Here is a 14,009-nt window from a genome sequence, read left to right as displayed (position 1 = left end):
ACTCGGGAACCCCTCCAGAGGATTTTTATACTTAGTAAGATGTTTTCCCAATTCATCTCCCAAGTGCGGAGCGAATCATAGCAAACTCGCTCAGGCTGTAAAGCGTTTTTCTTACGTTTTTACGTTGAATGCTGTCTTTTTGGGCAAAGATGGTAGAAAGTCAGCGTTTTGTTTGTCCTTTGAACAGAAGAGAAGCGCGCTTTTTACTTGAATTTACACTACTTGACGTTAAACACCGTATCTACTGATAAACTGTAAGCAGTTTAATGACATAAGTTTATTCGTTTAGAAGTCAATATCATGAGCATGAAAGCCACGTTATCGTTATCTGTTTTAACGCTTTCTATATTACTGAGTTCTCCATCGGTTTGCGCTGCGATGCGAGGAGGCTCAGCGGTTACCGTTGTGACTGAACAAGTAGAAACGCACGAGATCAATCAATCCTTAACTCTTATCGGCAAATTAAAGGCAGCGGAGTCTGTCGTTGTCGCATCGGAAGTCGCCGGCAAAGTGAATCAAATCGCTGTTAAAGCGAATCAAAATGTCCAGCAAGACCAGCTATTAATTAAGTTAGATGACGATAAGGCTCAAGCCGCTTTGATTGAGGCAAAGGCGTACCTTAAAGATGAACAGCGTAAGTTAAAAGAGTTCCAACGTTTGGTTAAGCGGAATGCGATTACTCAAACTGAAATCGATGCACAAAAAGCCAGTGTTGAAATAGCACAAGCGAGGCTTGATGCTGCTCAAGCCAATTTAGCTGATCTCCATATTACTGCCCCATTTTCTGGCACTGTTGGTTTTATCGATTTTAGCCGAGGCAAAATGGTCAGTGCCGGTACTGAACTTTTGACGTTGGATGATCTTTCCGTCATGGAACTGGATTTACAAGTACCGGAGCGCTATTTATCGATGCTTTCTATTGGTATGGAAGTCATCGCTAAAACCAGTGCATGGGGTAGCCAGACCTTTACTGGTCAAGTCACAGGTATTGATACGCGGATCAGCGCCGAAACACTGAATCTTCGCGTGCGTATTGAGTTTGATAACCCAGAAAATCAATTGAAGCCGGGCATGTTGATGAACGCTTCACTAGCATTTCCTGCTATTAAGGCGCCAATCATTCCTGTTCAAGCACTTGAATACTCCGGAACTAAACGTTTTGTATATGTAATTGATGAAAATAACAAAGCTACTCGTCAAGAAGTGTCGCTAGGGGCTCGTGTTGGTAACGAGGTGGTGATCGAATCTGGTGTTGAGATTGGTGACAAGATTGTGGTTCAAGGCATTGTTAACATGCGTGATGGTGTCGAAGTGAAAGAAATTGTCGCGCCACTAAAAGCGAACACCACGGATGTGACACGCAATGACAGTGAATCGGATGAGGAAGAAAACTAATGTTACTGTCCGACGTTTCAGTTAAACGCCCTGTCGCGGCGTTGGTTCTGAGCATGCTGTTGTGTGTGTTTGGCTTTGTGTCATTCACCAAATTAGCCGTTCGTGAAATGCCTGATATAGAAAGCCCAGTCGTTTCTATCAGTACGCGTTATGAGGGTGCATCGGCGACTATTATTGAAAGCCAAATTACCTCCGTTTTGGAAGACCAGCTTTCTGGGATCAGTGGAGTTGATGAAATTAGCTCCACTACTCGTAACAGCATGTCGCGTATCACGATCACGTTTGAGTTAGGTTACGATCTCAATACAGGTGTAAGCGACGTGCGTGATGCCGTGGCTCGTGCTCAGCGCTCGCTACCTGATGAAGCGGATGACCCTATTGTTTATAAGAACAATGGCTCGGGAGAGGCGTCGCTCTACATCAATCTCAGTTCTGCAGAGATGGACCGTACTCAATTAACGGATTATGCCGAACGTGTATTGATGGACCGCTTTAGCCTGATCTCTGGGGTTAGCTCCATTGATCTCTCCGGTGGTTTGTACAAGGTAATGTACGTGAAGCTTAAGCCAGAACTAATGGCTGGACGTTCAGTTACAGCTTCGGACATTACATCAGCTTTGCGAAGTGAGAACCTAGAAAGCCCAGGTGGTGAAGTTCGCAACGACTCAACGGTAATGTCCGTGCGTACGGCTCGTACTTATAACACGCCTGAAGATTTTCAATATCTTGTCATTAAACGCGCAAGCGACAATACACCTATCTATTTAAAAGATGTAGCAGATGTCTTCATTGGTGCAGAAAACGAAAACTCAACCTTCAAAAGCGATGGTGTAGTAAATATCAGTCTTGGTGTGGTACCGCAGTCAGACGCAAACCCGTTAGAGGTTGCTAAGCTGGTTCGTTCTGAAGTCGATAACATCCAGAAGTTCTTACCAGAAGGTACACGTCTTGCGATAGATTACGACGCGACAGTATTTATCGAGCGTTCAATCGAAGAGGTGTACAGCACGCTATTTATCACGGGCGGCTTGGTGATTTTGGTGTTGTACATTTTCATCGGCCAAGCTCGTGCAACCTTAATTCCTGCGGTTACGGTACCTGTTTCTCTGATTTCTTCGTTCATTGCCGCGTACTACTTTGGGTTTTCTATCAACTTGATCACCTTGATGGCGTTAATATTATCGATTGGTTTGGTGGTGGATGACGCAATTGTGGTTGTAGAGAATATCTTCCACCATATTGAACGCGGTGAATCGCCATTACTCGCCGCATATAAAGGCACCAGAGAGGTTGGTTTTGCTGTTATAGCAACAACATTAGTGCTGGTGATGGTGTTCTTACCGATCTCCTTTATGGATGGCATGGTAGGTCTACTATTTACAGAGTTTTCTGTATTGCTGGCTATGTCTGTCATATTCTCCTCTTTGATTGCCCTGACGCTGACTCCTGTATTAGGTAGTCAGATTTTGAAGGCGAATGTAAAACCAAATCGATTCAATGAAGCGGTTGATCGCTTGTTTAGCAAGCTTGAGAGTGGCTATCGCGCATTATTGAAAGGCGCATTGAAAGTACGTTGGGCTGCTCCGCTGGTGATTCTAGCTTGTTTGGGCGGTAGCTATTTCTTGATGAATCAGGTACCGGCCCAGTTGACCCCACAAGAAGATCGCGGTGTGATATTTGCGTTTGTGCGCGGTGCAGATGCTACGTCATACAATCGTATGTCAGCCAATATGGATATTGTCGAAGACCGATTGATGCCATTACTAGGGCAAGGTTATCTGAAGTCATTCAGCATCCAAACGCCAGCGTTTGGTGGCCAGGCAGGAGACCAGACAGGCTTTGTGATCATGATTCTAGAAGATTGGAACGAACGTGATATCACGGCTCAGCAAGCCCTTAACAAAGTACGGAAAGAATTGGCAGGTATCCCAGATGTTCGAGTGTTCCCATTTATGCCAGGTTTCCAAGGTGGTTCGAGTGAGCCAGTTCAGTTCGTATTAGGCGGCTCTGATTACGATGAGCTCGTTGTTTGGGCTGAAATGCTAAAGAACAAAGCAGAAGAATCACCAATGATGGAAGGAGCAGAGATAGATTACTCGGAAAAAACGCCTGAGTTATTGGTTACAGTTGACCGACAGCGTGCCGCAGAGCTAGGAGTCAGTGTTAAAGACATTTCTGACACCCTAGAAATCATGCTCGGTGGTAAAAGCGAAACGACTTATGTTGAGCGTGGCGAAGAGTACGATGTGTATCTTCGCGGTGATGAAAATAGCTTTAATAATGCTGCAGATTTAAGTCAGATTTATCTGCGCACGAATAGCGGTCAGCTAGTGACGTTAGATGCGGTCACAAAAATTGAAGAAGTGGCGGCCTCTATTCGTCTTTCTCACTACAACAAACAGAAGTCCATCACTATTACTGCCAACCTGTCGGAAGGTTATACATTAGGAGATGCGCTGAATTACCTAGACCAGGAAGCCATCGACAACTTACCGGGTGACATTTCGGTGAGTTATTCGGGGGAGTCGAAAGACTTTAAAGAGAACCAAGCGAGTGTTGCTGTTGTGTTTGCATTGGCACTACTAGTGGCGTATCTCGTGTTGGCGGCTCAGTTTGAAAGCTTCGTAAACCCGTTAGTGGTCATGTTTACGGTGCCGATGGGTGTATTTGGTGGCTTCCTTGGTTTGGTTATTATGGGCCAAGGTATGAATATTTATAGCCAGATCGGCATGATCATGTTGATTGGTATGGTGACGAAAAACGGTATTTTGATCGTAGAATTTGCCAATCAGCTACGTGATCGTGGCGTTGGGTTTGAAAAAGCGATCATTGATGCAGCTGCGCGACGTCTACGTCCAATCTTGATGACTGCGTTTACCACACTTGCTGGCGCAATTCCGTTGATAGTATCGACAGGGGCGGGTTATGAGAGCCGTATTGCCGTGGGTACGGTTATCTTTTTCGGGATGGGGTTTGCGACATTGGTGACCTTGTTTGTTATCCCGGCAATGTACCGATTGATTTCGGCGAAAACACAAGCACCAGGTCATGTAGAAGCAGAGTTAAACAAAGCAATTAGCCATGATACGAAGGGCCGTATAGCGCACCCTTAAATCAAACGTTAAAACATAAAAGCCGAGGTAATAACCTCGGCTTCTCTTTATCGGTTTAAAGTTAGCTCGGAAGCGTTCGATTAGAAGCGTTTCCCTAGGCTGATTTGTACACCTTCGTAGCTGTCGTAAAAATCTTCAAAACCCATATCCGCGACATTATAAATGTACTCTGCGCGTAACCAGATATCTTTGCTCATATCCCAATGGACACCAGCACCGATGTTGAATAGCGCGCCTGAATCATCTGTGACTTTTTGTTCGTTTGGAACATACATTTCAGCTTGAGTGCCAAGCGCAGTTACGCGACCAAACAGTGACAGCGGCGTATCGCCTAAGTTATCACTTGTTACAACAGCAGACATACCTGCTTGGTAATAGTGAAGATCTAAGTTAGTTTTTAGAGCATCGTTCTTAAGTTCATTTTGTGAATAGCGCAGAACCCCTTCAAACGCGAGGTATTGGTTTATATGGTAACCCCAGCCAACTGTGATATGTGGTGTTGACCACTCATTGTCTCTATCCGAGCCGAAATACGGTGTATCAAAACCAACGTTACCAGTACCCAGATAAAAATAAGATTGATGAGCTTGTTCTTGAGCAGCTAAAGTTGGCACGCTAATGGTCAAGGCAGACAATAATAGAATGGCGTTTTTCATAACTAGACGATAACCTTGGTAAAAGACCGTTGTAATGATTTGTTTAAATGTTAATTTAATCAATAGGATGGATGGTAATTATCATATCAGCTTTTATCAAAGGTAGTGATTTTAGAATGGGAATTGTTGCGCTAAAGCATACTTCTTACTCATGACTACCGACTAACTAGATATGGTGACGAAAGCTAGCTAAATAAGAGAGAAGGAAAGGAAAGTGGCTGAATTCAAATACAAAAACTTGACTCAAGAAGAACAAGATAAGTTAGACGCGGCTACATTTCGCCGTTTATTGGCGCATTTAGATGCTAACAAAGACGTACAAAACATCGACCTGATGATCCTTGCGGGCTTCTGTCGCAACTGCTTTAGTAAATGGTATAAATCTGAGGCTGAAAATCTCGGTTTGGATTTAGATATTGATGACGCTCGCGAACGTGTTTACGGCATGACTTACGATGAATGGAAACAAAATCATCAACCAGCGGCAACGCCAGAACAATTGGCTGCGTTTGAAGCGCGCCAGAAAAAGTAAAACCCAGCGATAAAAACAGCCCACATGAAGTTGGGCTGTTTTTTAAAGTCCAGTTTGCACGTTAAGCGTTAGTTGAGCCGCAACAAGCTGGCTCAACGCAACCTTTTGCTTGAATGACTTCGAGTTGAGCTAAGTAAGGTTGAATATCGCCGATGTTCTCTTTTACCCATGTTAAGTCATAATACGTATCTAGGTAACGCTCTCCAGAATCACATAGAAGCGTCACGATAGAACCCTTCTCACCGCGTTGTTTCATCTCACAAGCCAATTGCAGCACACCGTAAAGATTGGTGCCTGTTGATGCGCCGACTTTACGCCCAATCAGCTGAGATACCCAATGGGCGGTTGCCACACTGGCTGCGTCTGGAATTTTGCGCATTTCATCAATGACACCAGCAATAAAACTTGGTTCGACACGTGGTCGCCCGATACCTTCAATTTTGCTGCCAGTATCGCCTTTCAATGAGTGATTTCCTGACTGGAAAGCATCGTAAAACACTGAGTTTTCAGGGTCTACCACGCAAAGCTTAGTGTCGTATTTTTGGTAACGAATAAAACGGCCAATGGTTGCTGATGTGCCGCCTGTTCCAGGACTCATCACTACCCAGCTAGGAATCGGGTGATCTTCTAACTCCATTTGGCTAAAGATAGAGTTCGCGATGTTGTTGTTACCGCGCCAGTCAGTAGCGCGTTCAGCATAAGTAAACTGGTCCATGTAGTGACCATTTAGTTCTTGAGCCAAGCGTCGAGACTCGTCATAAATCTGATCTGATCGTTCAACAAGGTGCGCTTTACCACCGTAAAATTCAATTTGTTCGATCTTTTTACGTGCAGTGGTTTTCGGCATGACGGCAATGAACGGTAAGCCAAGTAAACGCGCAAAATACGCTTCCGAAACGGCAGTGCTGCCTGAGGACGCCTCGATTACAGTGGTTTCAGGACCAATCCATCCATTACAAATCGCATAAAGAAACAACGAGCGTGCCAATCGGTGTTTCAGAGAGCCTGTTGGATGCGTGCTCTCATCTTTTAGGTAGATATCGATACCATCAAGAGAAGGCAGTTCAAGTTTAAATAAATGAGTATCAGCAGAACGTTGGAAGTCTGCTTCAATTTTACGCACTGCATTGTTGATCCAATTGTGGTCAGTACACATGGCGTCTCTCCTTGGGAAATCGATAGATAAGTATTAGATAGGGATAATTTATCTATAATTTTCGAGAAAAACTTTGCTATTGTTACTCTTAATAAAGATTTTTGTAGAAAAATTTTCTACATTTTATGGGTTTTATAGAAATGAGTTTAGATCGAATAGATAAGCAGCTGCTTGCTTTACTACAAACCGACAGCACCTTGTCATTAAATGACGTGGCTGAGCGAGTCAATCTTACTACAACACCATGCTGGAAGCGCTTGAAAAGGTTGGAAGAAGAGGGCTACATCGAAAAACGCGTGGCGTTGTTAAGTGCAGAAAAGCTCGAGCTATCTTTCATTGCATTTGTTCAGTTAAAAACGATTGATCATTCCGAAGGTTGGTATCACCATTTTGTTACAACTGTGAGTGACTTTCCTGAGGTAATGGAGTTTTATCGTATGGCTGGCGAGTATGACTACATGATGAAAGTACTAGTCAAAGATATGAAGTGTTTTGACGAATTCTATAAGCGGTTAGTTAATAGCGTAAAAGGGCTATCTAATGTGACTTCAACATTTGCTATGGAGTCCATTAAATACACAACAGAGTTACCAATCCTAAAATAACTCGCCCTATAAGAATTCTATCTAATGTTAATTCTACCTTTTAGTATTTTAAATGTTAAAAGGTAGTTTGATTATGCTTTTAAAACTATTTCCTACCAGATATTTTATAAATATAAACGATATTTATTCTCTCTTCTATTTTTCATTAACCATTTGTTTTTGCAGTCCATTAATCCTATACATCATAATGAAAGAAAAAATAACGCAATTTTTTCTCTTTATTTTTCATGTTTTATTTTATTGAATATTAATTTTTACTAAATTAATGGAAGAGCTTGATTTAAACGTTTGCTTTTTGTGTTTTCATGTAATTTGGTCGCTATTTTTGAGTATTTATTTTTAGGATTAATACAGTAGCAATTACTTAAGTAATAAAGTACTCAAAAATGGGGATAGTGATTAATAAAACATCGTATTATTATCGCCCCATCTTGTATGTAACAAAGTATTACTAAAAATGAACAGAAATTACTATTTGCTTTTTCTCGCAGCTTTACTCGCTGGCTGTGGCGGTGGGGGAGACTCTAAGCCGAACAATACGAAGACACCAACTACGATAACAAAGCAGAACCGTCCGCAATTAAAAGTGGAAGACACGGTATTGAAGTTTGAAGGAGTGGGAACGGTTACTGAAGCAAAACTGAGCAATGTACATGGGTCGGTATCTTACCAAGTCATTGACTCTAATCCGCCAAATGTCGTGAAAATTAATGACTCAGGAATACTACAAATTCTGCGCCCAGGAACGGCGACTATTCTTGCTACAGATAGTAGCTCTGCTTATGAATCTTCTGAAGCAAGATTTTCTGTCACTGTAGAGCGAGGCATCAATACTGAACTTTCAGTGAGTGATCTGAATTTCAATGCGATTGAGTCAGAAGGAAAAGCGTTGATCGTCCGTGGCCAAAAAGGCGAACTGAGTTATGAGGTAGAAAGTGGTCATAACTTGATTCGTGTTGATGAGAACGGTTCGGTATATTCATTAGGTTCAGTTGGTCAGGCATCGGTGCTGATTACTGATTCAGGTAACGACTTTTACTTGCCGAAACAAGTTCGCGCTACGGTTAAACTGCATGCAGTAGCTCCGGGGCAATTACAGTTCTCTTTGCTTGAAGACGAGTATCGAGAAGGTTTGACGTTAGAACCAGTGCGTCTAGATAAAGCTCAAACGCAACGTATTTCTTACAAAATTATAAATAGCGTACCAGACAGCAAGGTGGCCGAGTTGCTAGATCCTGAAACGGGTTTGCTTCTTGTTCATAATGTTGGTCGATTAACGGTTGAAGCGACTGCAACTTACAGCGACGCGTTTCTGGATAAACAGCAAACAGCGCAATTTTTTGTGGATATAAAACAAGGCAAGCGTCAAGAAATCAGCGCAGCGGATATCGTCACAACTTATGAGGAAGGTGGACGAATTTTCCCTAAGGTGACGAACGCCTACGGTGACTATGAGCTGAGAATCATTCGTGGTGAAGACGTTGTCGCTAAAACTGAAAATGGTGAAGCATTACTGATCAAAGGTGTTGGTGCTGCTGAAGTGGAAATTTACGAGCATGACATGCGTAATTATCCTGCAAGCAAAACTCGCTTTGATCTTGAAGTTAATCGCGCGCCTCATCCCGTTATAAAAGACATTGAAATGCCGCTTACCTATCAACCAAATCTTTCAATCCCTCTGGCGTTTAAAGGGCAAAAAGGTAACGTAAATCTAGTTAGCAGCTTACCTAATGGCTTACGAATGACTGACGGCAAGTTGGAGGTAGTGACTGCGGGTGAGTACGACCTTAAGTTTGAAGACGATGGTGGGGAGTTCTACCAACCTATTCAATTTAATGTCGTCATCAAAGTTGCAAAGGCTGAAGGCCAACCGATGGCAACACACGATTATGACGTTGTATACAGCAACAAATACAGTTTTGATCTTCACCGTGATTTTGGTTTGAGTGCTGACGAGCAAATTGAGATTGTAGATAACACCGCACCAGATGTTGTCGGTGGTTTTAGTGAAGGACGTCTCCATGTGTATAAAGCGGGTAAAGCGACGCTAACTGTGCGCAGAAAAGAGAGCGCGAATTATACTGTTGGTCCTGATCAAAAAGTCTACGTGACAATTTTGAGTGCGCCGAGCCGAATTGAAGTTCAATCCGATGTGGAAGAGATTTGGAAGGTTGGCCAAACATTTGTTGCGCCGAAAATCTCTGGTACGGTTGGGGAAGTTACGTACCGATTTGCAGACAACGCAGCAACAGATGTGGTTTCCTTAAACAGCCAAACGGGTGCCATGCAAATTCTTAACGCGGGTAGCACAAAAATTATTGTTTCGGATGCGGGGGACGACAAAGTGGATCCGGGTGAAAGTAGTTTCTCGGTCACGATTAAACAAGGCACAAACCCTGTATCGGTTACTTACCCAACGGTAGAATTCTCCGCTGGTAGTGTTATCTCACCAGTGATGAGTGGTGGGACTGCGAAGGCAAGTTACCGTCTTATTAACCAAAAAGACCCTGTGGTCGAGCTAGTTTCTCCTGATACAGGGCGTTTGAAAATCCTGCATGCAGGCACGTACCAATTAGAGGTTACCCTTACTGGGCGCAACTACAAAGCTAAAACAATCGTCGTAAATGGCACTATTAACAAAGCGAATCACCCTGGTTTAAGTGCTTCTACAATGAAGGTGGAATTTGAACCATTTAAAAAGGTTAAGCTAGACTTTGGTACACCAATAGGAAACCGCAGCTATCAAATATCTAGCTCAACAATTAAAGGAGTCGCTTCATTAGATGTTGATAAGGAAGAGCTGACGTTACTTGACCTCCCACCAGTAAAAAGACGTTGGATTTCTCTCGACGTTTCGGAAGGAGAATCTCGAGATTACAAAGCGTTGGAAAGTAAGAAAGTCCAGCTGTATCTAAGCTTTGCAGATGAAGGTGTTGCGGATCAATATACATTGCTTGAAACTGAACAAACAGTATTGTTTAGCACGCTAAATGCACGTGAGTTTTCTAACTTAGAAGAAAGTGAGTTTGGTTTGATGAACGTTCGTTCAGTGCGTGAGCCAACGGACGAAGAATTGAAATTATACGGCAAAGGTAAGATTGCACTACTTGCATTCAAGCCGGTGGGTAACGATGACCAAACTCTAATAAAAGGAGCGTGGGTACACTTAGCTCGATTTGATGGATGTGCATCAGAGCTGTTCGAAGATGATCTCAAGCCTTTTGAAGCAATTGACTATGATGACCCAGGGTACTGCACCAACGGCAGCACGATTCGTATGACTCGGTTCTTAATAATTGATGACTCGAAGATGGAAAAGGTAGAGTATGAGTTAGTAGCACCTGTGATTACTTACCGTCGTGGGGTTCGTGAATTTTTAGCAACGAATAAAGGTGGATTCTATGCCGACCCAAATGTCATTTACGGGAAAGGCGAATATGGTTACCCGAAATCACTTTACGAATGGTCGGTTATTAACATGAAGTATCAACCAAATTAATCATCGTTTGATACCCATTAAAAAAGGAGTGCGGAACAGCACTCCTTTTTTCGTCTGGCGAACACGAGCTATTTCGTGTAGCGCATCACCCCTTCTTGCACGGCGGTCGCCACTAAGTGACCTTGCTGGTTGTATATTTCGCCACGGACCAACCCACGAGTATTGCTCGCCGTTGGGCTCTCTATCGCATATAGAAGCCATTCATCCATCTTAAACGGACGATGGAACCAGATAGAGTGGTCAATGGTGGCCACTTGAAAGTTAGGCGTCATTAATGAGACTTCATGTGGATGCATTGCTGTCACAAGGAATCCCCAATCGGATGCGTAGGCCAGAAGGTACTGGTGAATTAGCTGATTCTCTGGCATTTCACCATTAGCACGAATCCAAAGGTACTGTTTGGGTTCTGCTTTTTTGGGCTTCAAAGGGTTGATAACCGTAACGGGGCGAGTTTCGATTGGCTTTTCCCCGCAAAATGTTTTGCGTAAGCGTTTGGGTAGAAATTCTGCAATATGGCTTGCGAGCTCACTCTCTGAAGCAAAGTTTTCTGGACCAGGGATATCTGGCATTTCTTTTTGATGATCAAACCCAGGTTGATCGCCATGGTAGGATGCGGTTAGGTAAAAAATAGGGCGTCCATTTTGAATTGCTTTTACGCGTCTAGTGCTAAAGCTACGGCCATCTCTCAGATTTTCTACGTCATAAATAATAGGTTTTTCTGGATCGCCAGGGTACAAAAAATAGCTATGGAAGGAGTGTACCGTGCGTGTTTCTTCAACGGTGTAGCGCGCAGCAGAAAGTGCTTGCCCAATTACTTGACCGCCATAAACTTGAGGCAAACCTAGGTTTTCACTTTGGCCACGAAACAAGCCTTCTTCTAATTTTTCGAGTTGTAGTAGGCTGAGCAATTCTCGTAGTGGTTTACTCATTGTGTCTCCTCACCGTTGTCTTTCATTCCAAGTTACCTCAACAGCCTCACTCTTGTGAAGTGGCATAGTTAAGAACTATTGAGTAACTTAGAAATAGTATTGTTCCAATTATGAAACAAAATCAATTGTTTGATAAATTCTAACTCAGTCAAACTATTGTCAAATAAAATGACAGGAAGCAGACAGTTTTATATTCCACACCTATAATTGCTTCGGTTTAATGCTCTTTTCGAGGAATATATGAAAAAAACACTACTACTTGTTACTTCTCTACTCTTTGGGGCTGCGTTAGTGGGTTGCCAAACTTCTCAAAATACAGAAATGGAATCTACAGAGGCGTCAATGAAGACGATTACAGGTACAGTGGCTTATCGCGAGCGGATTGCCTTGCCACCAAACGCAGTGGTTACTATTGCGTTAGAAGATGTGTCCTTGGCGGATGCGCCAGCAAAAGTGTTGGCGAAACAGACATTCGAAACAGAAGGTAAGCAAGTTCCTCTTTCTTTTGAGTTGAGTTACGACAGCAATGAAATCAAACCAAACCATCGTTACAGCGTTCGTGCTCGCATTGAGGTAGATGGAAAGCTGCGTTTTATCAGCGACACACATAACGGTGTTATTACAGATGAAGCACAAACTCACCAATTAGATATTCGTCTAGTTGGAACACGTTAATACGACGTACTGAGAACAAAAAATGGCAGCTTAAGGCTGCCATTTGTATTTTTTAAGTGAAGTTTTGCCAACTTCCGAGACTTCAATCCCTTCTGCTTCTAATTTCTTTTTTTGTCGCTCTAAGTCTCTGCCTTTTAAAGATATTTTTCCTTGGCTATTTACCACTCTAAACCAGGGGAGTTTGCTGTCTTCTGGTAGGTTACCCAGTGCTTTACCAACATGTCTCGCATAGCCCGGATAACCGGCCATTTTTGCAATTTCCCCATAGGTGGAGACTTTTCCTTTTGGAATTTGGTGAATTACAGCAAAGATTTGCGCTAAAAATTGGTCCATACTCAAAAGTGTCTATTTTGGATTACTAAGGAATGGTAAACCATTGGACTTGTATATTGCTAACGGTTCTTAACCCTTGTGTTGCCAGCGACTCACTTTGAAGAATTACATTTTCTGTTCTTTAGTGTCGTTGGTTGATGAGCCTTAAACAGCATGAAGCAAACGCAAGCTAAGCTTGAATCTAGACCCTCTCAACGACTTTCAATCCCAGTTTTTGCCGTTGAGTTACCAAGTAGGTGGGGAAGCCAGGAGGCGCTATGATTTTATCGACACTTCAATTTTTCGTTACGACCTTACTCGCTGTTGTCTGCGTTCGGGCGATGAGTTTGAGCGAGGGTGACATTCCCGTTCTTGCACTTATGATCCCCGCGCTGTGGGTTCTGCCACAAGGTGGGTTCGCTGGCTTAGTATTGCTGGGCGCGATGATGGCTTTTGGTGCGACACTCTCAATGCAGCCAATTGCTTTGTCGGTTGGTGTTTTGATCCTTTTCCCACTTTTAATGGTGGTGTTTTCTCGTAGAAGCTCTTTAGGCGTGTTGCTCACCGCTGGTCTTATTGTACTTACACTGCAAGTTGGTCTTATGGTCACACAGCAAGGCGGTAAGCTGGATGGGTCTGCTTGGGTTACAGTGGTTCAAACCATTGCGGTTATGGCGATGTGGTGGTCGGCTGCGCATTGGACGCCATCCAATAAACACAGCTGGTGGCCGTTGTTTTTGTTGCTCCCATTGTGGATTGCAGGCCTACCGTACGCCGTTCTTATGGCGTTAAGTTTGACGGGAATGTTAGCGTCAATGGAAGCACTTGCGAAGCTTCAACATACCATTCGTTGGAGCAAATTATTATGTTGGACATTGCCGACTGTGGGTTTTGCCGCTTTAGTCGTCAGCCCGACCACGGATGTGCCAAACCCTGTTTTCGTGGTTTGGATCTGTTTGTTAGGGACGGCTTGGATGACTGACTATATTTTACGTAGTAGCGATGAACAGGCTGAATTATGAGTTTTTAGTCAGGTAAAAAGTGACATGTGCGGCAGAGTATCGAATTGGTTGTGGAACAAAATGGAGATTAGTATATGTTCTTCATTTCATATTTACTACACTTCCAATAATAATA

11 protein-coding genes are annotated in these 14,009 nt (G+C 43.2%); 7 read left to right on the top strand and 4 right to left on the bottom strand.

Annotated elements, in window-relative coordinates:
* The first annotated feature begins 300 nt into the window (after positions 1–300).
* Together KJB35_RS08410 and vmeF are read left to right on the top strand one after the other, a co-directional pair.
* Positions 301–1,395 (top strand): efflux RND transporter periplasmic adaptor subunit, encoded by a 1,095-nt coding sequence (locus tag KJB35_RS08410; RefSeq protein WP_005378593.1) that lies wholly within the window; start codon positions 301–303, stop codon positions 1,393–1,395.
* On the top strand, positions 1,395–4,508 hold the full coding sequence (gene vmeF, locus KJB35_RS08405; RefSeq protein ID WP_149191937.1) for a multidrug efflux RND transporter permease subunit VmeF: 3,114 nt from the start codon (positions 1,395–1,397) through the stop codon (positions 4,506–4,508). The genes KJB35_RS08410 and vmeF overlap by 1 nt, the downstream gene beginning before the upstream one ends.
* Positions 4,509–4,588: 80 nt before the next feature.
* On the opposite strand, the gene KJB35_RS08400 is transcribed toward vmeF, so the two are convergent.
* Positions 4,589–5,164 (bottom strand): porin family protein, encoded by a 576-nt coding sequence (locus KJB35_RS08400; RefSeq protein WP_170890538.1) that lies wholly within the window; start codon positions 5,162–5,164, stop codon positions 4,589–4,591.
* A gap of 214 nt (positions 5,165–5,378) precedes the next feature.
* Between KJB35_RS08400 and KJB35_RS08395 the strand changes: the two genes are divergently transcribed.
* Positions 5,379–5,696, top strand: coding sequence for a DUF1244 domain-containing protein (locus KJB35_RS08395; protein ID WP_005378586.1), 318 nt, complete (start codon positions 5,379–5,381; stop codon positions 5,694–5,696).
* 61 nt (positions 5,697–5,757) lie between these two features.
* Here the strand turns inward: KJB35_RS08395 and KJB35_RS08390 are convergent, their stop codons facing one another.
* The gene (locus tag KJB35_RS08390; protein WP_005389952.1) at positions 5,758–6,852 is read right to left on the bottom strand and encodes a PLP-dependent cysteine synthase family protein; all 1,095 of its coding nucleotides are present in this window, start codon (positions 6,850–6,852) and stop codon (positions 5,758–5,760) included.
* Positions 6,853–6,992: 140 nt separating this feature from the next.
* On the opposite strand from KJB35_RS08390, the gene KJB35_RS08385 reads away from it, so the two are divergent.
* Positions 6,993–7,457: an Lrp/AsnC family transcriptional regulator gene (locus KJB35_RS08385; protein ID WP_025998626.1), complete on the top strand. Its 465-nt coding sequence runs from the start codon at positions 6,993–6,995 to the stop codon at positions 7,455–7,457.
* A gap of 457 nt (positions 7,458–7,914) precedes the next feature.
* Positions 7,915–10,956 carry a cadherin repeat domain-containing protein gene (locus KJB35_RS08380; protein ID WP_213908036.1) on the top strand — a complete coding sequence of 1,014 codons (3,042 nt, stop codon included), beginning with the start codon at positions 7,915–7,917 and terminating at the stop codon, positions 10,954–10,956.
* 68 nt (positions 10,957–11,024) lie between these two features.
* On the opposite strand, the gene tesB is transcribed toward KJB35_RS08380, so the two are convergent.
* Positions 11,025–11,885, bottom strand: coding sequence for an acyl-CoA thioesterase II (gene tesB / locus KJB35_RS08375; protein ID WP_005378575.1), 861 nt, complete (start codon positions 11,883–11,885; stop codon positions 11,025–11,027).
* A 240-nt stretch (positions 11,886–12,125) separates the two neighbouring features.
* Between tesB and KJB35_RS08370 the strand changes: the two genes are divergently transcribed.
* On the top strand, positions 12,126–12,560 hold the full coding sequence (locus KJB35_RS08370; RefSeq protein ID WP_005378572.1) for a YbaY family lipoprotein: 435 nt from the start codon (positions 12,126–12,128) through the stop codon (positions 12,558–12,560).
* 30 nt (positions 12,561–12,590) lie between these two features.
* Here the strand turns inward: KJB35_RS08370 and KJB35_RS08365 are convergent, their stop codons facing one another.
* Positions 12,591–12,893, bottom strand: a complete 303-nt coding sequence (locus KJB35_RS08365; RefSeq protein WP_033905036.1) for a DNA base-flipping protein — start codon at positions 12,891–12,893, stop codon at positions 12,591–12,593.
* Positions 12,894–13,150: 257 nt separating this feature from the next.
* Between KJB35_RS08365 and KJB35_RS08360 the strand changes: the two genes are divergently transcribed.
* A complete protein-coding gene (locus KJB35_RS08360) occupies positions 13,151–13,894 on the top strand; it encodes a hypothetical protein (protein WP_005389942.1) in 744 nt (247 codons plus the stop codon).
* Positions 13,895–14,009 lie beyond the last annotated feature (115 nt).

Source organism: Vibrio sp. D431a, assembly GCF_030248655.1.
In the GTDB taxonomy this organism is placed as follows: Bacteria; Pseudomonadota; Gammaproteobacteria; order Enterobacterales; family Vibrionaceae; genus Vibrio; species Vibrio alginolyticus.
Note: the sequence above shows the minus strand (reverse complement) of the source record. Positions and strands in the feature narration are given on the sequence as shown.

Bases quoted from the DNA above. Each gene is read 5' to 3' on its own strand.
- KJB35_RS08410 (WP_005378593.1), top strand. From the start codon at position 301: ATGAGCATGAAAGCCACGTTATCGTTATCTGTTTTAACGCTTTCTATA.
- vmeF (WP_149191937.1), top strand. From the start codon at position 1,395: ATGTTACTGTCCGACGTTTCAGTTAAACGCCCTGTCGCGGCGTTGGTT.
- KJB35_RS08400 (WP_170890538.1), bottom strand. From the start codon at position 5,164: ATGAAAAACGCCATTCTATTATTGTCTGCCTTGACCATTAGCGTGCCA.
- KJB35_RS08390 (WP_005389952.1), bottom strand. From the start codon at position 6,852: ATGTGTACTGACCACAATTGGATCAACAATGCAGTGCGTAAAATTGAA.
- KJB35_RS08385 (WP_025998626.1), top strand. From the start codon at position 6,993: ATGAGTTTAGATCGAATAGATAAGCAGCTGCTTGCTTTACTACAAACC.
- KJB35_RS08380 (WP_213908036.1), top strand. From the start codon at position 7,915: ATGAACAGAAATTACTATTTGCTTTTTCTCGCAGCTTTACTCGCTGGC.
- tesB (WP_005378575.1), bottom strand. From the start codon at position 11,885: ATGAGTAAACCACTACGAGAATTGCTCAGCCTACTACAACTCGAAAAA.
- KJB35_RS08370 (WP_005378572.1), top strand. From the start codon at position 12,126: ATGAAAAAAACACTACTACTTGTTACTTCTCTACTCTTTGGGGCTGCG.
- KJB35_RS08365 (WP_033905036.1), bottom strand. From the start codon at position 12,893: ATGGACCAATTTTTAGCGCAAATCTTTGCTGTAATTCACCAAATTCCA.
- KJB35_RS08360 (WP_005389942.1), top strand. From the start codon at position 13,151: ATGATTTTATCGACACTTCAATTTTTCGTTACGACCTTACTCGCTGTT.